Origin of the sequence: Streptomyces xanthophaeus, from assembly GCF_000725805.1 — a bacterium.
GTDB classification, from domain to species: domain Bacteria; phylum Actinomycetota; class Actinomycetes; order Streptomycetales; family Streptomycetaceae; genus Streptomyces; species Streptomyces xanthophaeus.
The window spans coordinates 25592-44438 of the sequence record NZ_JOFT01000031.1; the positions used below are offsets into that span (position 1 = coordinate 25592).

Genomic DNA, 18847 nt, shown 5'->3' on the forward strand with positions numbered 1-18847 from the left:
CCTGCGCCGCGGCCTCGATGCGACCGGCCGGAGAAGCGGAGTGGAACATGGGCCTCGGCGTGGGCTGGACCCTGCACGGAGACGGGCGGACGCCCGCCCCCGGCGCGGTGGTCCGGCCGGAGGAGCGGCTCTCGTGGCCGCGGACCGCGGGGCTGGGCGCCCAGCACGTGGTGGCCATGTTCGGCGCGAGTTTCGTCGCCCCGGTCCTGATGGGCCTGGACCCGAACCTGGCGATCATGATGTCGGGCGTCGCGACGGTGATCTTCCTCCTCGCCACGCGCGGCCGGATCCCCTCGTACCTGGGCTGCTCGCTGTCCTTCGTGGGCGTGGCGGCCGCGATCCGGGCCTCGGGCGGCGACAGCGCCGTGGTGACCGGCTCCGTCTTCGTGGTCGGCGCGGCCCTGTTCCTGTCCGGCCTCGCCGTCCAGCGCTTCGGTGCCCGGATCATCCACGCGGCGATGCCTCCGGTGGTGACGGGCGCGGTGGTCATGCTGATCGGCTTCAACCTCGCGCCGGTGACCGCGTCCACGTACTGGCCGCAGGACCAGTGGACGGCGCTGCTGACGATGCTCTTCACCGGGTTCGCCGTGGTCTGCCTGCGCGGGTTCTGGTCCCGCATCGCGATCTTCCTGGGCCTGCTCTTCGGGTACGGGATCTCCTGGATCTTCGACCTGGTCTTCGGCATGATCCACTCCCCCGCGGGCGGACCCGAGGCCGTGGACCACTGGCGGCTGGACCTGTCGGGGGTGGGCAAGGCCGAGTGGATCGGCCTGCCCTCCTTCCACGCCCCGGCCTTCGAGTGGTCGGCGATCCTGATCGCGCTGCCGGTCGTGATCGCGCTCATCGCCGAGAACGCCGGGCACATCAAGGCCGTCGGCGAGATGACCGGGGGCTCCCTCGACGACAAGCTCGGCACCGCGATCGCGGCCGACGGCGCCGCGTCGATGCTCTCCACCGCGGTCGGCGGCCCGCCCAACACCACGTACTCCGAGAACATCGGCGTCATGGCCGCCACCCGCGTCTACTCCACCGCGGCCTACTGGGCGGCGGCCGGGTTCGCGCTGCTCTTCGGCCTGTGCCCCAAGTTCGGCGCGGTGGTCGCCGCCATCCCGGGCGGGGTACTCGGCGGCATCACGGTGATCCTCTACGGCATGATCGGCCTGCTCGGCGCCCAGATCTGGATCAACGGCGGGGTGGACCTGCGCAATCCGCTGAACCTGGTGCCGGCCGCGGCGGGCATCATCATCGGCGTCGGCGGGGTCAAGCTCCAGATCACCGACAGCTTCGAGCTCGGGGGCATCGCCCTGGGCACGATCGTGGTGATCACGGGCTACCACGCGCTGCGCTTCCTCGCCCCCGCGCACCTGAAGGCGGAGCCGCTGCTCGACGAGGGCACCTCCTCCTACGACGACGGCCAGGACCCCGAGGACAAGCAGCGTTGACGGGGTTTCGCCCGAACCGGCGAAGCGTACGGCCAAGTTCCCCGGATCCCCGCCGCGGCCTGCGACCCTGCCTCCCATGGAAGCGGTGCTGGCGCGGATGCGCGCCCTGGACGAGCGGCTGCCGCCGCAGGACGGCGTCGCCGTCTTCAACCGGGTGTACCTGACGGTGACCCGGACCCTGCACCGCCGGATCGAGCGCGGGGACTTCCCGGCGCCACGGGCGGCGCAGACGCTCAGCGTGCGGTTCGCGGAGCGGTACCTGACGGCGGTCGAGGCCGACCGGGCCCCGGCCTGCTGGCGCCCCCTGCTCCAGTACCGGCGCCACCCGGGCGTCCGTCCCCTCCAGCACGCCCTGGCCGGGATCAACGCGCACATCGGCCACGACCTGGCGCTGGCGGTGGTGTCGACCTGCCGCGCCCTGGACTGCGAACCGCGCGCCCTGGAAGCGGACTTCGACCGGGTCGGCGACACCCTGGTGGCCCTGGAGGAGCACATCCGCGAGGACCTGATGCCCGGGCCGGACCTCCTGGAGATCGCCGACCCGCTGACCCACCTGCTCGGCTCGTGGAGCCTGGACCGGGCCCGCTCGGGCGCCTGGGCCGCCGCCCGGCTGCTGTGGACGCTGCGCCGCTCCCCCGAACTGGCCGACGAGTTCCGCGAGTCCCTGGACGCGGGCGTGGGCCTGGTCGGCCGCTGCCTGCTGACCCCGGTCCCGGTGGCGGGCTCCTGCCGGACGGGGCCGGGCCGGGCCGCCGTCCGGGCATGAGCCGGGCCTGAGCCGGGCATGAGAACGGGCCGCCGCCGCGCTGTTCGCGCGGGGACGGCCCGTGGTCAGGGGGGTGCGGAACTCAGTCCTCCGGGAGCTCCACCGGGGCGATGTCGTCGTAGAGGTCGCCCGGGCCCGGGTTGCCGGCGTCCGTGGAGCCGCCGAGGTGGTGCATGACGCCCCACACCGCGTTCAGGGCGGTCTGCACGGCGCCCTCGGCCCAGCCGGCCGTCCAGGAGATGTCGTCGCCCGCGAGGAAGATGCCGCGCTTGTCCTCGGGCAGGCGGTCCTGCATGAAGTGCGTGAACAGGCGGCGCTGGTAGCGGTAGTGACCCGGCAGGTTGGCCTTGAACGCGCCCATGAAGTAGGGCTCGTTCTCCCAGGAGACGGTGACCGGGTTGCCGATGACGTGGCGGCGGATGTCGACCTTGGGGTAGATCTCGCCGAGGGACTTCAGCATGACCTCCATCCGCTCGTTCGCGGACAGCGGCAGCCACTTCAGGCTGTCGTCGCACCAGGTGTACGAGAGGCAGATGACGGCGGGCTTGTCCGGGCCGTTGTCCAGCAGGTAGGTGCCGCGGGTCATCCGGTCGGTCAGCGTCATCGACATGACGTCGCGGCCGGTCTCTTCGTCCTTGTCCAGCCAGAACGGCCGGTCCACGGGGACGAAGAGCTTCGACGACTCCATGTAGTGGGTGCGCTCGATCGCCGTCCAGTGGTCGATCGGGAAGAGCGTGTCGTCGCATTCGATCTTCGACAGCAGCATCCAGGACTGGGCGGTGAAGATCGCGGCCCGGTAGGTGCGGATGTCGCCGGAGGCGTCGGTGACCGTGATCCGGTTGCCCGCCGTACGGTGCAGGCGGGTGACCGCCGGGCGCGGGGTGCCGTCGTGCAGGGTGGACAGCGAGGTGCCCTGCGCCCAGTGCAGGATCTTCTCGGGCTCGCGCTCCCACAGGCGCAGCGGGAGCTGCTGCGAGCCGCCCACGATGCCGCGGTGGTGGTCGTCGGCCTCGGTGTAGACGACGCGCAGGATCTCCAGGATGGAGTTCGGGAAGTCGGTGTCCCAGCCGCCGGTGCCGAAGCCGACCTGGCCGAAGATCTCGCGCTTGCGGAAGGACTGGAAGGCCTCGGACTTGCAGAGGAACCCGTAGAAGGTCTCGTCGTCGAGCTTCTCGACGAGCTTCGCCCATATCTCGCGGATGCGCGGGACGTCCCGCTCGCGCATCGCGGTGTTCATGTCGGAGAAGTCGGCGCCCTCGTCCAGGCAGGCGTTCCACGCGGCGGCGACGTCGCGGTAGACCTGCGGGAGGTCGGCGATCGTCTCGGCGTAGTGGGTCTCGCCCTTGAGGTCCACGACCGTCGAGGGGGTGGCCTCGGCGAGCGGGTTCGGGAAGGGCTCGGTGACCAGGCCGACGAGGTCGATGTAGTGCTGGAGGGCCGTGGAGGAGGGCGGGAAGCGCATGGCGCCCATCTCCGCGGTCAGCTCCTCGGTACCGGCGCCCTCGAAGCCGACGGTGCGCAGCCGGCCGCCGATCTGGTCGGCCTCGTAGACGACGGGCTTCAGGCCCATCTTCATCAGCTCGTAGGCCGAGATGATGCCGGACAGACCGCCGCCGATGACGGCGACCTCGGTGCCGTGCTCGGTCGCGGGGATCTGCCCCAGGCCCGCCGGGTGGGCGAGGAAGTCGTCGTACGCGTACGGGAAGTCCGGGCCGAACATGGTGATCGGCGGCTGTCCGTCGCTGTGCGGGACGGCGGTGGTGGGCACCGTGGACGTCATGGGGGTACGTCTCCTTGCGGCAGAGCAGGCGGGGCGGGGGAAGAGGGGTCTCAGACGAGGGAGGCGTAGAGCCCGGGGCGGCGGTCGCGCAGGTACGGGTTCGTCTCGCGGGACGCCGCCAGCAGCTCGGGGTCGGCCTCGCCGAACACCAGCTCCTCGCCGCGGCCGGCCCGGGTCCGGGTGGTCCCGTCGGGGCTCGCCAGGCAGCTGAGTCCGACGAACTCGAACTCGCCTTCCGGGCCGGTGCGGTTGACGTAGGCGATGTACATCTGGTTCTCGAAGGCCCGTACGGGAACGAGCTGCTCGGCCACGAACTGGAAGGGGTGCATCTGCGCGGTCGGCACCAGGAGGAGGTCGGTGCCGGCGAGCGCGTGCGCCCGGACGTTCTCGGGGAACTCCACGTCGTAGCAGATCATGACGCCGACCCTCAGGCCGTTCAGGTCCGCCTGGACGACGGGGGTGTCGCCGGGGGTGAAGGCCTCCTGCTCGAAGCTGCCGAAGAGGTGGGTCTTGCGGTAGTTCGCGAGCGGGGTCCCGTCCGCGGCGATGAGCTGCGCCGCGTTGAAGACGTCGGCGCCGGACCGCTCGGGGTAGCCGTACAGGACGGCGACTCCGTGGCGGCGGGCGATCTCGCCGATGGCCCGGGCGGACATGCCGTCGGCCGGTTCGGCGAGGGCGGCGATGTCCTGGACGTCCAGCGCGTAGCCGGTGAGGAACATCTCCGAGGTCACGAGGAGCCCGGCCCCGCCCTGTGCGGCGCGCGCCGCGGCCTCGTCGAGCGCCTTCAGGTTGTCGGCGGTGTCGCCGAGCCGTCCGGAACTCTGGAGGAGGGCGGTGCGCAGCGGGGGCATGGGCGTACCTCTGTGGCAGGAGGGGTGAGGGTGTCCTAAAACGGTACGTTCGCGCGTTCGACCCGGACAAGCCGTGAGCGTTGCGCTCAGCGCATCGAATCGTTGCGTGTTCCGCGGCGTGGGCGGCGATTCGTTGCGCGCACGCCGCGGAACCCCGTTTCCTGCCGTTCCGGGCGGTCCCGGAAGGGGTCTGTCAGGGGGCCGTCAGGAGGTCTGGGAGGCGATCTGGGCCGCCGCACGGAAGGCCGGGTGCGCGGCGAGGAGCCGCAGGTCCTCGAGTATGTCGGGGGTGTGGTTGGAGACGACGCGGCCGCTCCAGGTGTCGACCAGGGCGGGCGCGGTCAGTGCGCCGTCGAAGTGGTGCCCGGCGGCCTCGTAGGCCCGGCGCAGTGCGGTGTGCCCGGGTGCGTCGGTGCCGGGGCCGAGGACCGTGGTGGTGACGGTGCCGCCGAGGCCGAGCAGGGTGCGGGCGGTGAGGGCGCGCAGGGAGCGCGGACAGTCGGCCGCGAGGTACAGGTGGTAGCGGTAGGGGACCGGGGAGAAGCCGGTGCCGATGCGGCCGCGCAGGGCGGGGGCCGGACACGTGCGGGGCAGGACGGTCTGGGACATGACTCTCCAGGGGCGGGCGCGGTGCGTGACGGGGCGCGGGCAGGTCGCGGTGACCGGCGGCGCGGTGGTGCGCCGGTTGCGGTCACTCGTCCGTCCGTACGGCGTGCGTACGGGGAGGCCGGCGTACGAGGATGCGTACGCGGATCAGCCGCGCGGGCCGAATGCGCTGCACACGCGCAGGAGGTCGATGTGCAGGCGCCGGGTCAGCCACCAGCGGCGCAGGGTCCGTGACCCCGTACCCGCCGTCCAGGCCGTCCGCACCGGTCGTCCCCCGTCCGTCCGCTGTGGCCCGCTCCGCGGTGGTGAACCTGCCCGCGGCGGGCGCCGTCGTCGTGTCCGTCCCCCGCAGTCTCGTGGCGCCGCAGGGGGGCGTCAAGAAGGCGGTCGGGACCGGTTCCGGGCGGTGGCGCGAACCGGGGCGTTTCAAGGGGCGGGTGGCGGTCAGACGCGGGACAGGACAGGGACGACCCACGGGAGGGAACAGTCATGACCGACGTCGCACACCTGCCCCCCGCCACGCAGGAGGCGTGGGAGTGGCAGTCGCGGGCGGCCTGCCGGGATCTCGGGACGGGGCGGTTCTTCCACCCCGCCGGTGAGCGGGGCGAGGACCGCGAGGAGCGGGACGCCGCCGCCAAGCGGGTCTGCGCGGGGTGTCCGGTACGGACGGCCTGCCTGCAGCACGCGCTGCGCACCCGCGAGCCCTTCGGGGTGTGGGGCGGACTGACGGAGGAGGAGCGCCGGGCGCTGACCGGGCCGGCGCGGGCCGCCCTGGCGTCGCGGCGGTGAACGTCCGGCCGGGGCCGGCCGGAACCGGGGCGGGGCCCCGTACGGGCGCACCCGCCTGACGGCCGGGGCCGTCAGGCGGGTGCGTTCACGCCGGTGCGCCGGAGGTGAAGCGGCGCAGCAGCGGCGAGAGGACCAGCACGGACTTGGTGCGCTCCACGAACGGCTCGCCCGCGATCCGCTCCAGTACGCGCTCGAAGTGGCGCATGTCGGAGGCGAAGATCTGGACGAGGGCGTCCGCGTCACCGGTGACGGTCGACGCGGACACCACCTCGGGGTACCGCTCCAGACCTCGCCGGATGTCGTCCGGCGAGGTGTTGTGGCGGCAGTAGATCTCGATGAAGCCCTCGGTCTCCCAGCCCATCGCGGCGGGGTCCACCCGGACGGTGAAGCCGGTGATGGCGCCTTCCGCCCGGAGCCGGTCCACGCGGCGCTTGACCGCGGGGGCGGAGAGACCGACCTCGGAGCCGATGTCCGCGTAGGAACGGCGGGCGTCCTCGGCGAGGGCGTGCACGATGCGTTCGTCGAGATCGTTCAGTCGCACTGCGGGTGGATCACTTCTCTGCTGTGGCCAGTCGGGAGCGGCGGATGCCGTACTGGAAGTAGACCACGAGGCCGACGAGCATCCAGCCACCGAAGACCATCCACGTGGCGGCGTCCAGGCTGAACATCATGTAGCCGCAGGCGATCAGGCCGAGGATCGGCGTGACCGGGAAGAGCGCGACCTTGAAGGTGCGCGGCATGTCCGGGCGGGTCCTGCGCAGGATGACGACGGCGACGTTGACGAGGCCGAAGGCGAAGAGGGTGCCGATGCTGGTGGCGTCGGCGAGCTTGCCGAGCGGGATGAAGGCCGCGAGCGTCCCGCAGAAGAGGGAGACGATCACCACGTTGGCGCGGGGCGCACCGGTCTTCGCGTCGACCCGGGCGAAGACCTTGGGGACCAGGCCGTCGCGGGACATCGCGAACAGGATGCGGGTCTGGCCGTAGAGGACGGCGAAGACGACGGAGGCGATGGCGACGACGGCGCCGGCGGCGAGGACGACGCCCCAGAAGGTGTGGCCGGAGACGTCGGTCATGATCTGGGCGAGCGCGGCCTCGGTGCCCTCGAAGTCCTGCCAGGGCATGGCGCCGACGGCGACGAAGGCGACGAGGACGTAGAGCACGGTGACGATCAGCAGGGAGAGCATGATCGCGCGGGGCAGGTCGCGCTTGGGGTTCTTGGCCTCTTCACCGGCGGTGGAGGCGGCGTCGAAGCCGATGTAGGAGAAGAACAGCGTGGCGGCGCCGGCACTGATGCCGGTGATGCCGAGGGGGGCGAGCGGGGCGTAGTTGCCGGCCTTGATGCCCATGAAGCCGATGCCGATGAAGAGCAGCAGGGTGACGATCTTCACGGCGACCATGATCGTGTTGATCCGGGCGCTCTCCTTGGCGCCGCGCATCAGGAAGACCATGGCGAGCAGGACGACGACCAGCGCCGGCAGGTTGATGAAGCCGTCCTCGCCCAGCGGGGCCGAGACGGCGTCGGGGATCGTGATCCCTATCGTGCCGTCGAGGAGTTCGTTCAGGTACTCGCCCCAGCCGACGGCGACCGCCGCGACGGACACGCCGTACTCCAGGACCAGGCACCAGCCGCAGATCCAGGCGACGAACTCACCCATGGTGGCGTAGGAGTACGAGTACGAGGACCCGGAGACGGGGACCGATCCGGCCAGCTCCGCGTAGGACAGGGCGGAGAAGAGCGCGGTCAGGCCCGCGATGACGAAGGAGATCGTCACGGCGGGGCCGGCCTTGGGGGCGGCCGTGCCGAGGACGACGAAGATGCCGGTGCCCAGGGTCGCGCCGATGCTGATCATCGTCAGCTGCCACATGGTGAGCGAGCGGCGCAGCGAACCGCCCTCGCCCTGGCCGCCCTCTGCGACCAGCTGCTCGACCGGCTTGCGGCGGAGCAGCGGGTGGACGGGCCTGCGGGGCTCGGTGGCGACGGGTGGCGCCTGGCCGTGGTCGAGCACGAGGGGACTCCTTCTTCACTGCGGATGGGGACTGTCAGGCGTCGACCGCAGCGGTCCGGAGCAGGAGCAGGCGTGCAGGAGCCTGCCTGGGCATGGGGGACCGCCGAGCAGGCGATCCGCGCCACTCCACGTACAGCGAGTGAGCCTACGAGCTGAGTGATACCGCCCGTAATGCACCATCCTTGCACATTGCCGCACGATCGTTGCGCGGATCTGTCCTGGATGGTCCTTTGTTGCGCGCGGATGATCGATCAGTGCGCGGGCGACTTTCTCGCCGTTTATTGACACCTCGTCAGATCTACCTCAGCGTGCCGCCCAGGACGTGGAACGGCTCCCCACGGGGTACGGGGGGCGTATGCGACGAGCGGAGGCGAAGAGTGAGAGAACCCGGCCCTGACGAGCGGTGGCTGGATCCCGGGCCGTTCCTGCGCGGGATCGCCTGGCTGGACAAGGGCCGCCCGGTCCGGGCCGACCCGGCGGACACCATGCGGCTGCCCTGGGACACCGGAGAGCGGGCCACACTGCCCATCGGGGTGCGCCTGGAGTTCACCACCGAATCCGCGCACGCCGTGGAGATCCGCTACCGCGGGACCGTCCCCGGGCCCACCGACTCCCTGCGCGACCTCGCCCACGGATTCGCCCTGTGGGACCGGCACGGGGTGGTCCGCGAGGTGTTCACCGAGCCCGCCGCCGAGTCCGTGGTGCGGATCGGGCTGAACGGGGGCCACGGGCCCTTCACCGTCCACCCGCCGGAGACCCAGTCCCCGCTGATCCTGGGCCTGCGCGGGATCGGCGGCCCGGTCACCCCGGCGCCGGCCGCCCCGCGCTGGGTGGTGCACGGCGATTCCATCACCGAGGGCTGGTGGTCCACCCGCCCCGCGCACGGCTGGCCGGCCGTCACCGGGCGCGCCCTGGGCTGGGACACAATCAACCTCGGCTACGCGGGGGCGGCGCGCGGTGAACTCGCCACCGCCGAACAGCTCGCGGGCCTGCCCGCCGACGTCCTGACCCTCGCCTTCGGCACCAACTGCTGGTCCCGGGTGCCGTTTTCGGCGCCCCTGCTGTACGAGACCACGCGCTCCTTCCTCGACCTCGTCCGGCAGGGACACCCCCGGACCCCGCTGCTGCTGGTCTCCCCCGTCCTGAGGCCCGACGCCGAACGCACCCCGAACCGGCTCGGCGCCACCCTCGGCGCCCTGCGCGACGCCATGGAACGCGCCGCCCGCGACCGGATCACCGCCGGGGACGACCGGCTCGCCGTGCTCCCGGGCCGGGACCTGCTCGGCCCCGAGCACCTCGCGGACGGCCTGCACCCCAACGACGCCGGACACCAGGTGCTCGGCCTTGCTGTGGCCACGGCCCTGCGGCGCACCGGGTTCGGCACGGGGTGAGTGAAACAGCCCACACCTGGCTCCTTGAACGGATTCCTCCCACCGGGGCGTGTCCTGAGCACAGTTGCCGCGGCCCGGGCCGCGGCGCGAAGGACACCACACGTGGGAGAGATCAAGATGGGCATGAAGCGCGGAACCACCCTTGCCGCGGTTGCGATGACGGTGGTCCTGGCGGCGACCGCCTGCGGTCCGTCGCAGGACAAGGCGAGCGACACCGCCCAGCCGGCCGGGGCCGCCTCCTCCCAGGGCTACGACGCTCCCGCCGCCGATGCCGTGGCGGCCGCGGGGCCGGCCGGACAGCTCGCCGTCTCCGCCGACGACAAGCTCGGCCCGGTCCTGAACGACAGCGCCGGGCTCACGCTCTACCGCTTCGACAAGGACACCGCCAAGCCCCCGAAGTCCAACTGCGACGGGGACTGCGCCAAGACCTGGCCGGTGGTCGCCGCGGGCGACGCCACCGCCGCCGCGGGCATGGACCCGGCCCTGCTGGGCGAGGTCGTGCGCAGCGACGGCAGCAAGCAGCTGACCGTGGCCGGCTGGCCCGCGTACCGCTTCAACAAGGACACCAAGGCGGGCGACGTCAACGGCCAGGGTGTCGGCGGCGTCTGGTTCGCCTTCGCCCCCGACGGCAAGAAGGCCGCGCCCGCCGCGCCGGCCGCCTCTGCTGCCCCCGACGCCCCGGCGGGCGGCGGTGCGGCGGAGTCGGGCGCGGGGCTGTCCGTGGCCAAGGACCCCAAGCTGGGCGACCACATCGTCGACGGCAAGGGCATGACCGTCTACCGGTTCAAGCCCGACACCGCCTGGCCGATGGTCTCCAAGTGCACGGGCGACTGCCTGGCCAAGTGGCCGGTCGTCCCGCCGGTGGACAAGGCCGATGCGAAGGGCATCACCGAGCGGAACTACCTGGTGCTGGACCGGCCCGACGGCAAGAAGCAGCAGACCGTCGACTGCTGGCCCGTCTACACCTTCACGGGCGACAAGAAGCCCGGCGACGTCAACGGCCAGGGCGTCGGCGGCACCTGGTACGCGGTCGCCCCCGACGGCAAGCTCATCACCGTCCAGTAGGCCCTGCCGCCTCCCCTCCCCCCACGCACCGGACCGCGCGGCCCCCGACCACCCCCGCGGGGGCCGCGCACCCGCACCACCACGGCAGCACCACCACGGCACGACCTAGACTCGACCGCATGCTGCGTGTGCTGGCCGTGGACGACGAGAAGCCGCTCCTGGAGGAGCTCCTCTACCTGTTGCGCTCCGACCCCTGGGTACACAGCGCCGAAGGCGCCTCGGACGCCACCGGGGCGCTGCGGCGCATCACCCGGGCGCTGGAGACGGGCCCGGACGGGGCCGACGCCATCGACGTGGTCTTCCTCGACATCCACATGGCCGGGCTGACCGGCCTGGACATCGCGCGGCTGCTCGCCGGGTTCGCCCGGCCGCCGCTGATCGTGTTCGTCACCGCCCACGAGGGCTTCGCGGTGCAGGCGTTCGACCTCAAGGCCGTGGACTACGTCCTCAAGCCCGTGCGCCCGGAGCGGCTGGCCGAAGCCGTACGGCGGGCCTGTGCGCAGCTCGACCGCCCCGGGCCGCTGCCGCCCACCACTCCCGTCGCTCCCGCCGCTCCCCTCGCGGGCGCCGTACCCGCCGCCGCGCCCGTACCCGCGCCGCGCCGTCCGGCTCCCGGGGTGAGCGGCGCCGACCGCACCCCGGACCAGATCGCCGTCGAACTCGGCGGGGTGACCCGGTTCGTGGCGATCGCCGACATCGCCTACGTCGAGGCCCAGGGGGACTACGCCCGGCTGCACACCGACGAGGGCAGTCACCTGGTCCGGATCCCGCTGTCCACCCTGGAGGAGCGCTGGGCGGCCCGCGGGTTCGTCCGGATCCACCGCCGCCATCTGGTCGCGCTCGGCCGGATCGACGAACTCCGGCTGGACGCGGGCACCACCACCGTCCGGGTCGGGTCCGCGGAGCTCCAGGTGAGCCGCAGGCACGCGCGCGAGCTGCGGGACCTGCTGATGCGCCAGGCCACCGGCTGAGCGGGCGTCCGACCGTCCGGCGCGCCCGTCGGCCGTTCGTCGCACCGGGAGGGACGTACGGCGATCCGCCGGGCCCGTCGGACGCACGGGCCGCCCGGACGGCCCGGCGCCCCCGGCTCCCGCGCGTATCGTGGATCTTCCGGCGTGGGAGGAGCGCGATGTCCGAGATCGATGCGCTGCTCGACACGCTGACCGGACTGCCCCGCACCCGGCCGGCCGGTCCCGCCGAGGCCGAGGTGCTGCTGGCGAGCCTGCGCAGCGCGGCCGCCCGCTGGGCCGACGTCCTGTACGAGGCGGGCGAGGGGGTCCGGCAGCAGGTGCCGCCCCGCGCGGAGGCGGCGCTGACCCTGGCCTTCCGGCGCGCGGAGGAGTCGTACGTGGAGCTGGAGATCGCCCTGCGCGACTGCGCGGAGCACCGCGACCCGGCGCTCTGAAACCGGCGCCCTGCCCGGAAGTCCGGCCGTGCCGGGGCCCGTTCGCGTCCCGGCCGGGCCCGAGCCGCCGCCTGGTTCCCGCACCGGTCGCGAGCCGTTCCCGCACCGTTCCCGCACCGGTCCCGAGCCGTTCCCGCCCGGTCCCGGCAGGAACCGGCCGCCCGGCCGGTTCGGGCCTGTTGCCGGGTCCGGGGCGTGCATAGACTCCGGTCACCCCCGCCCCGCCGCTGCCGAAGGACCGTACGGTGAACCAGACGTACGCGCTGACCGCGGTCACCGTCGTCGTCCTGGTGACGGTGCTCGTCGGCGCGCTCGGGCTCCGGATATCCCGGACCACCTCCGACTTCTACGTGGCCTCGCGCACCGTCGGGCCCCGGCTCAACGCGGCGGCGATCAGCGGGGAGTACCTCTCGGCCGCCTCCTTCCTCGGCGTCGCCGGGCTGGTCCTGCTCCAGGGGCCCGAGATGCTCTGGTACCCGGTGGGCTACACCGCGGGCTACCTGGTGCTCCTCGTCCTCGTGGCGGCCCCGCTGCGCCGCTCGGGCGCGTACACGCTGCCCGACTTCGCCGAGGGGCGGATGGAGTCGCAGGCCGTGCGCCGGATCGCGGTGCTGTTCGTGGTCGGGGTCGGCTGGCTGTACCTGGTGCCCCAGCTCCAGGGCGCGGGGCTGACCCTGGAGGTCCTGACGGGCGCCCCGCACTGGGTCGGCGGGGTCGTCGTCGCCTCGGTGGTCAGCGCGGCCGTCGCCGCGGGCGGGATGCGCAGCATCACCTTCGTGCAGGCCTTCCAGTACTGGCTCAAGCTGGCGGCCCTGCTGGTCCCGGCCTTCTTCCTGGTCGCCGCCTGGGCCGGGGACGGCGCTCCGCGCGCCACCTTCGACGCCCCCGCCGTCTTCCGCGAGCACACCTCCGTCACGCTCGCCGAGGACGTGCGGCTGACGGTGCAGGCACCGCTGGCACTGACGGTCACCGGGCAGGTGGACGGGAAGTCCTACCGGGGCGCCCCGCTGACCCTCACCACCGGGCAGCACACCGTGCGGGCCCGCACGCGCCTGGAGTTCGCCCCGGACACCGCCGTCCCGCAGCCCCTCGGGGAGGCTGGCCCCGGCGTGTCCAGCTGGTCCTCGCCGCTGTCCGGGAACCACCGGGAGCACCGGCTGTACGCGACGTACGGGCTGATCGTCGCGACGTTCCTCGGCACCATGGGCCTGCCGCACGTCGCGGTGCGCTTCTACACCAGCCCCAACGGGCGGGCCGCCCGGCGCACCACACTGGTGGTGCTCGGGCTCGTCGGGGTCTTCTACCTGCTGCCGCCGGTGTACGGGGCGCTGGGCCGGATCTACGCGCCCGAGCTCGCCCTCACCGGGGACGCGGACGCGGCGGTGCTGGTGCTGCCGGAGCGCATGCTCGGCGGGATGCTCGGGGACCTGCTGGGCGCGCTGCTGGCCGGGGGCGCCTTCGCGGCGTTCCTGTCGACGGCCTCGGGACTGACCATGGCGGTGGCCGGGGTGCTGCACCAGGACGTGCTGCCGGCCCGCGGGGTGCGCAGCTTCCGGATCGCGGTCCTGGTGGCGGTCCTCGTCCCGCTCGCCGGCAGCATGGCGGCCCGGGACGTGCCGGTGGCGGACGCGGTCGGCCTGGCCTTCGCCGTGTCGGCCTCCTCGTTCTGCCCGCTGCTGGTGCTGGGCATCTGGTGGCGCGGGCTGACCCCGCCCGGTGCGGTGGCCGGTCTGGTCACCGGTGGCGGGGCCGCGCTGAGCGCCGTACTGGCGACCCGGGCCGGCCTGGCCCCCTCGGGCTGGGCGCACACGCTGCTGGCGTGGCCCGCCGCGTGGTCGGTGCCGCTCGGGTTCCTGACGATGATCCTGGTGTCCCTGGCCACCCGGTCGCGGATACCCGCCGGTACGGCGGCCACGCTGGCGCGGCTGCACCTGCCGGAGGACGTGGCCGTCGACCGGACGGCGGGTGCCCGGTGAGCGCGGCCCTGCTCGCCGTGCTGGCGGTGGCGGTTGCGGCGGTGCTGGCGGGCGGCGGCTGGGCGGCGGGCCACCGGCACGCCCGGCGCGGCGAACGGGCGGCCGGGCTGGACCTGGGCACCCCGGTGGAGCGGGCCACCTTCCACACCCTGCACACGGCCTCGCTGGCCGCTCCCCCGCTGCGCGCGGGGCTGACCGAGGACGCCGCCCGCAAGGCGGCGAAGCGGCTGCGGTCGCTGCTGGGCACGGAAGCGCTGTGCCTGACGGACCGGGAGTCGGTGCTGGCCTGGGACGGCCCGGGCGCCGACCACCACGAGCGGCGGGCGATGGCCCGGGTCAAGGAGCTCCTGGAGTCGGGGCGCAGCCAGAGCGTGCGCACCGAGTGCCAGCGCCCCGAGTGCCCGCTGAAGTGGGCGGTGGTGGCCCCCCTTACGGGCGAGGACGGGGTGCTGGGGGCGCTGGTGGCCTACGGTTCCCGGGAGTCGGCCGTGCTGGTGCGGGCGGCGACGGAGGTCGCGCGGTGGGTCTCCGTACAGCTGGAGCTTTCCGAGCTGGACCGGTCGCGGACCCGGCTGATGGAGGCGGAGATCAAGGCACTGCGGGCGCAGATATCCCCGCACTTCATCTTCAACTCCCTCGCGGCGATCGCCTCGTTCGTGCGGACCGACCCGGAGCGGGCGCGGGACCTGCTGCTGGAGTTCGCGGACTTCACCCGGTACTCCTTCCGCCGGCACGGCGACTTCGCCACCCTCGCCGACGAGTTGCGTTCCATCGAGCAGTACCTGGCGCTGGCCGGGGCCCGGTTCGGGGACCGGCTGAAGGTGACCCTGCAGGTGGCGCCGGAGGTGCTGCCGGTGGCGCTGCCCTTCCTGTGCCTCCAGCCGCTGGTGGAGAACGCCGTCAAGCACGGGCTGGAGGACTCCACCGAGGTCTGCCGGATCAGTATCTCCGCCCAGGACGCGGGCTCCGAGGCGGTGATCACCGTGGAGGACAACGGGATCGGGATGGACCCGGCCCTGCTGCGCCGGATCCTGGCCGGGGAGCGCGGCGGGTCCGCCTCCGGGATCGGGCTGCCCAACGTCGACGAGCGGATCCGGCAGGCGTACGGGGACGACTACGGGCTGGTCATCGAAACGGGGGTCGGAGCCGGGATGAAGATCACGGTACGGATTCCCAAATTCCGTGCGGGTGTGCACAGTTCGCCTCCGGGACACCCTCTCCCCGGCCCCTGACCGCGTGTCATGCTTCGAGCGGCGCGATGTGACCGGAGGGACCGGGCGACGTGTGGGTCGGACGGGAAGGACATCGTGAAGCGGTACGGGAATGGGTGCGCCGGGGCGCGGAGGGCGTCGGGGGCTGCCTGACCGTGGAGGGCGAGCCCGGCGCGGGCCGGACCTCGCTGCTGCGGGAGGCGTCGGTCCGGGCCGCCGCGGCGGGCTGCCGGGTGCGGTACGCGGCCGCGGACGCCGCCGGAACGGGACTGCCGCTGCGCGCCGCACTGGACTGCCTGCACCCCGCGGGCCCCGGCCGGGCGGCGGTGGTCGCCCTGCTGCGGGAGGCCGAGGCGGCGCAGCGGCCGGGCGGCGCGCTGCTCGCGGCGGCGGACCTGCTGGTGGCCGGGGTCGAGCAGTGGTGCGGGGAGCGGCCGCTGCTGCTGGTGCTGGACGACGCGCAGTGGGCGGATGCGGCGAGCCTGCTGCTGTGGCGGCGGCTGGCCCGCTCCACCGGGCGGCTGCCCCTGCTCCTGGCGTCGGCCCGGCGGCCGGTGCCGCGGCGGGCAGGTGCGCTGCCCGGGACGGACCCGGCGGAGGCGGACCCGGCAGGGGCGGGGCCGGGCGTCCTCGCCGTCAGGCTGGAGCCGCTGTCCCCGGCCGAGACGGCAGAGGCGCTCCGGGAGGCCCTCGGGGCTCCGCCGGGGCCACGGCTGCGGACGGCCGCGGCGCGGGCGGGCGGCAATCCGCGGCTGCTCGGGGAGCTCCTGGACCATTGGGCGGGACTGATCCGGCCCGACGGCGGCATGGCCGAACTGACCGTGCCGGAAGCGGAGTTGCCGCCCGCTCCGGCGGGTCCGGCCCGGCGGCTGGGCTACCTGCGCCGCAGTGCCCGTACGGCCCTGCGGCACGCGGCGCTGCTGGGTCCGTCGTTCACCGCGCGCGAGCTGGCCCTCGTCCGGGGGCGGCCCGCGCGGGAGCTGATGGCGGTCCTGGAGGAGCCGGTCCTGGCGGGACTGCTGGAGGACACCGGGGACCTGCTGCGCTTTCGCCACCCCGCCCTGCGCGAGGCCCTGTACGCCGAGACCCCCGGGACCCTGCGGACGGCCCTGCACCAGGACGCCGCCCGGGCCTTCGCCGGGGCCGGGCTGGATCCGGCCCGCACCGCCGGGCAGTTGCTGCGCGGCGGCCGCCCGGACGCCTGGGCGGTGCGCTGGCTGGCCGCCTCGGCGGCGGAGCTGGTCGCCGGGGCCCCCGGCGTCGCGGCCGAGCTCCTGGAGCGCGTCCTGGAGCAGGGCGGCCCACGGGACCCGGCGGTGCTGGAGGAGCTGGAGGAGCAGCTCGCGGACGCCGCGCTGCTGCTGCGCCGCCCGGAGTCGGTGGACCTCCTCGACCGGCTGCGGGCCCGGACCACGGACCCGGACCGGCGGGCTGCGGTGGACTTCAAACTGGTCTCCGCACTGATGATCGAGGGAGACATGGCCCGCTCCCTGGAGGTCACCGAGCGGGCCTTGGCCGAGGAGTTCCCCTCTCCCCGGTGGCGGCTGCGCCTGGAGGCCTGCCGGGTGCTGGCCCTGGCCGACCTGCACCGGCCCGCCGAGGCGTACGCCCTGGCCGGGCCGCTGGTGGCGCGGGCGCAGCGGCTGGGTGATCCGCTGTGCGGGGCCGAGGCCCATCACGCCGTCTCCTTCGCCCTGTTCCACCTGAACCGGGGCCGGGAGTCGCTGCACCACACCGCACAGGGGATCGCGCACGCGCGGCGCAGTCCCACCGCCAACGACATGCGGCTGCTCCTGCTGGCGAACCAGGCGGAGGGCCACCTGCGCTTCGACGAGCCCGAGCAGGTGGCGCGGGCGCTGCGGGAGGCCCGGGAGCTGGCGGTCGCGACCGGTTCGACGGGCCGGCTGGTGGTGACCGAGGCGCGGCTCGCCGAGTTCCACTACCGGCTCGGCGACTGGGACGCCGCGCTGGAGGCGGTGGCCCGGGCGGGTGCGCTGCCGGTCTCCGACGGCTGGCTCCCGGTGGTGGTGCGCGGGCTGCGGGCGCTGGTCCTGGGCCACCGCGACGAGCGTGAGGCGGCCGGGGCCGAGCTCGCGGCGCTGCCGGACGGCGCCTTCGCCTCTCCGGCGGCCCGCCGGTACGCCTCCCACGTGCTGCTGGCCCGGGCACTGCTGGCGGAGCGGGACGGCCGCCCGGGCGACGCCCTGGCGGCGCTGGAGCCCGTACTGGCGGACGTCGCCGAGGAGACGGTGACCTACGGGCGCCCCTGGGTGCTGTCGGAGACCGTCCGGCTCGCGCTGGAGAGCGGGCGCAGCGTCACGGCGCGGGCGGCGGTGGCCGCGTGCGTGCGCACGGCGGCGGCGCTGCCGGGGTATCCGGAGCCGGAACTGGCGCTGCTGCGCTGCCGGGGCCTGTTCGCGCAGGATCCCGAGCTGCTGGCGCGGGCGGTGCAGCGGGCCGAGCGGGGCGGGTGGCCGCTGGTGCTGGGCCAGGTCCTGGAGGACCTGGCGGTGGCCCGGGCCTGGCGCGGGGACCTCACCGGCGCGCGCTCGGCGCTGGCCCGGGCGGTGGCGGCGTACGAGGAACTGGGCGCAGGGTGGGACACGGCACGGGCCGAGGCCCGGCTGCGGAGCCTGGGGGTGCGCCGCGGCAGCCGGGCGGCGCGCCGCAGGCCGGCCAGCGGCTGGGAGGCGCTGACCCCGGCCGAGCTGAAGGTGGCCCTGCTGGTGGCCGAGGGCCGCTCCAATCCCGAGATCGCCACGGCCCTGTTCCTCTCGCCCCGGACGGTGCAGACGCACGTGTCGCACATCCTGGCCAAGCTCCAGGTCCGCTCCCGCGCGGCGGTGGCGGCTCAGGCGGCGGCCCGGTCCCCGCGGGCGCCGGGCCCGTAGCCGGGCATGGCGGCGCGCAGGGCCCGCAGCGCGTAGTGGGTGCGGGACTTCACGGTTCCGGCGGGCACCCCGAGGGCGTCGGCCGCCTCGCAGACGGAGGCGCCCCGGAAGTAGATGTGCACGAGCACGTCGCGGTGCTCGGGGCTGAGGGAACGCAGGGCCGTGCGGACGTCGAGCGCGGCGACGGCCTGCTCGGTGCGGTCGTCGGCGGCCGGGAAGTGCTGGAGGGCGTCCGGGCCCACCTCTGCGGGCCGTACCAGTCGGGCCCGGCGGGCGTCGATGGCGAGCCGCCGGGCGACGGTGTACAGCCAGGGCCGCATGGAGGCGTGGCCGCTCTCCAGGGCCTCGGGGTGCTTCCACGCCCGGACGAGGGTCTCCTGGAGGAGGTCCTCGGCCCGGTGCCGGTCGCCGGAAGTCAGGCCGAGGAGGAAGCCGTAGAGGGCCTTGCCGTGCCGGCTGTGCAGCCGGGCGATGGCGTGCGCGTCGGTGTGCCGGGTGGGGGTGCTCACGGGGTGCCCCTTCCAGGTCGGATGACCTGAGAGTGACGGATCGGTCCCGTCGAGTTATCCGCCGCTCGGCGTATCCGCGGCGCGCTGCGCCGACCGGTCGGCCGCGGGGGCCGGACGGGCGCGTCGAACGGGCGACCGGACACCCCTGCCGCGCGCGAG

General features: G+C 74.1%; 16 protein-coding genes. 10 read left to right on the forward strand and 6 right to left on the reverse strand.

What is annotated here, in order from left to right; translation table 11 throughout:
• Positions 1-47 precede the first annotated feature (47 nt).
• Together IO30_RS0120335 and IO30_RS0120340 are read left to right on the forward strand one after the other, a co-directional pair.
• Positions 48-1442, forward strand: coding sequence for a uracil-xanthine permease family protein (locus IO30_RS0120335; protein ID WP_031144957.1), 1395 nt, complete (start codon positions 48-50; stop codon positions 1440-1442).
• 76 nt (positions 1443-1518) lie between these two features.
• Positions 1519-2208: a DUF5995 family protein gene (locus IO30_RS0120340; RefSeq protein ID WP_051859844.1), complete on the forward strand. Its 690-nt coding sequence runs from the start codon at positions 1519-1521 to the stop codon at positions 2206-2208.
• 82 nt (positions 2209-2290) lie between these two features.
• Here IO30_RS0120340 and IO30_RS0120345 read toward each other — a convergent pair whose 3' ends face one another.
• The 3 genes from IO30_RS0120345 to IO30_RS0120355 all read right to left on the reverse strand — a co-directional run bounded on the left by IO30_RS0120345 (position 2291) and on the right by IO30_RS0120355 (position 5448).
• A complete protein-coding gene (locus tag IO30_RS0120345) occupies positions 2291-3988 on the reverse strand; it encodes a flavin monoamine oxidase family protein (RefSeq protein ID WP_031144959.1) in 1698 nt (565 codons plus the stop codon).
• A gap of 50 nt (positions 3989-4038) precedes the next feature.
• Entirely contained in the window at positions 4039-4839 is an 801-nt protein-coding gene (locus IO30_RS0120350; protein WP_031144960.1) for a carbon-nitrogen hydrolase family protein, read from the reverse strand.
• 204 nt (positions 4840-5043) lie between these two features.
• Entirely contained in the window at positions 5044-5448 is a 405-nt protein-coding gene (locus tag IO30_RS0120355) for a hypothetical protein (protein WP_051859843.1), read from the reverse strand.
• Positions 5449-5934: 486 nt separating this feature from the next.
• Here IO30_RS0120355 and IO30_RS0120360 point away from each other — a divergent pair, with 486 nt between their 5' ends.
• Complete coding sequence (locus tag IO30_RS0120360) at positions 5935-6234, forward strand: WhiB family transcriptional regulator (RefSeq protein WP_031144962.1); 300 nt, start codon at positions 5935-5937, stop codon at positions 6232-6234.
• Between the two features lie 85 nt (positions 6235-6319).
• Here IO30_RS0120360 and IO30_RS0120365 read toward each other — a convergent pair whose 3' ends face one another.
• Positions 6320-6775, reverse strand: a complete 456-nt coding sequence (locus IO30_RS0120365; RefSeq protein WP_030027017.1) for an Lrp/AsnC family transcriptional regulator — start codon at positions 6773-6775, stop codon at positions 6320-6322.
• A gap of 10 nt (positions 6776-6785) precedes the next feature.
• Complete coding sequence (locus IO30_RS0120370; protein ID WP_031144963.1) at positions 6786-8240, reverse strand: amino acid transporter; 1455 nt, start codon at positions 8238-8240, stop codon at positions 6786-6788.
• A 377-nt stretch (positions 8241-8617) separates the two neighbouring features.
• Between IO30_RS0120370 and IO30_RS0120375 the strand changes: the two genes are divergently transcribed.
• The 7 genes from IO30_RS0120375 to IO30_RS47645 all read left to right on the forward strand — a co-directional run bounded on the left by IO30_RS0120375 (position 8618) and on the right by IO30_RS47645 (position 18179).
• A complete protein-coding gene (locus IO30_RS0120375) occupies positions 8618-9631 on the forward strand; it encodes a GDSL-type esterase/lipase family protein (RefSeq protein WP_031144964.1) in 1014 nt (337 codons plus the stop codon).
• Between the two features lie 117 nt (positions 9632-9748).
• On the forward strand, positions 9749-10696 hold the full coding sequence (locus IO30_RS0120380) for an SCO0930 family lipoprotein (RefSeq protein WP_031144965.1): 948 nt from the start codon (positions 9749-9751) through the stop codon (positions 10694-10696).
• A 119-nt stretch (positions 10697-10815) separates the two neighbouring features.
• Positions 10816-11667: a LytR/AlgR family response regulator transcription factor gene (locus tag IO30_RS0120385; protein WP_031144966.1), complete on the forward strand. Its 852-nt coding sequence runs from the start codon at positions 10816-10818 to the stop codon at positions 11665-11667.
• Positions 11668-11825: 158 nt separating this feature from the next.
• Complete coding sequence (locus tag IO30_RS0120390; RefSeq protein WP_031144967.1) at positions 11826-12101, forward strand: hypothetical protein; 276 nt, start codon at positions 11826-11828, stop codon at positions 12099-12101.
• Positions 12102-12346: 245 nt separating this feature from the next.
• The gene (locus IO30_RS0120395; protein WP_031144968.1) at positions 12347-14077 is read left to right on the forward strand and encodes a sodium/solute symporter; all 1731 of its coding nucleotides are present in this window, start codon (positions 12347-12349) and stop codon (positions 14075-14077) included.
• The gene (locus tag IO30_RS0120400; protein WP_031144969.1) at positions 14074-15309 is read left to right on the forward strand and encodes a histidine kinase; all 1236 of its coding nucleotides are present in this window, start codon (positions 14074-14076) and stop codon (positions 15307-15309) included. The genes IO30_RS0120395 and IO30_RS0120400 overlap by 4 nt, the downstream gene beginning before the upstream one ends.
• Positions 15310-15359: 50 nt before the next feature.
• Complete coding sequence (locus IO30_RS47645) at positions 15360-18179, forward strand: ATP-binding protein (protein WP_078904772.1); 2820 nt, start codon at positions 15360-15362, stop codon at positions 18177-18179.
• Here the strand turns inward: IO30_RS47645 and IO30_RS0120410 are convergent.
• Positions 18140-18688: a sigma-70 family RNA polymerase sigma factor gene (locus tag IO30_RS0120410; protein WP_031144971.1), complete on the reverse strand. Its 549-nt coding sequence runs from the start codon at positions 18686-18688 to the stop codon at positions 18140-18142. The two genes, IO30_RS47645 and IO30_RS0120410, sit on opposite strands and share 40 nt — an antisense overlap.
• Positions 18689-18847: the final 159 nt, after the last annotated feature.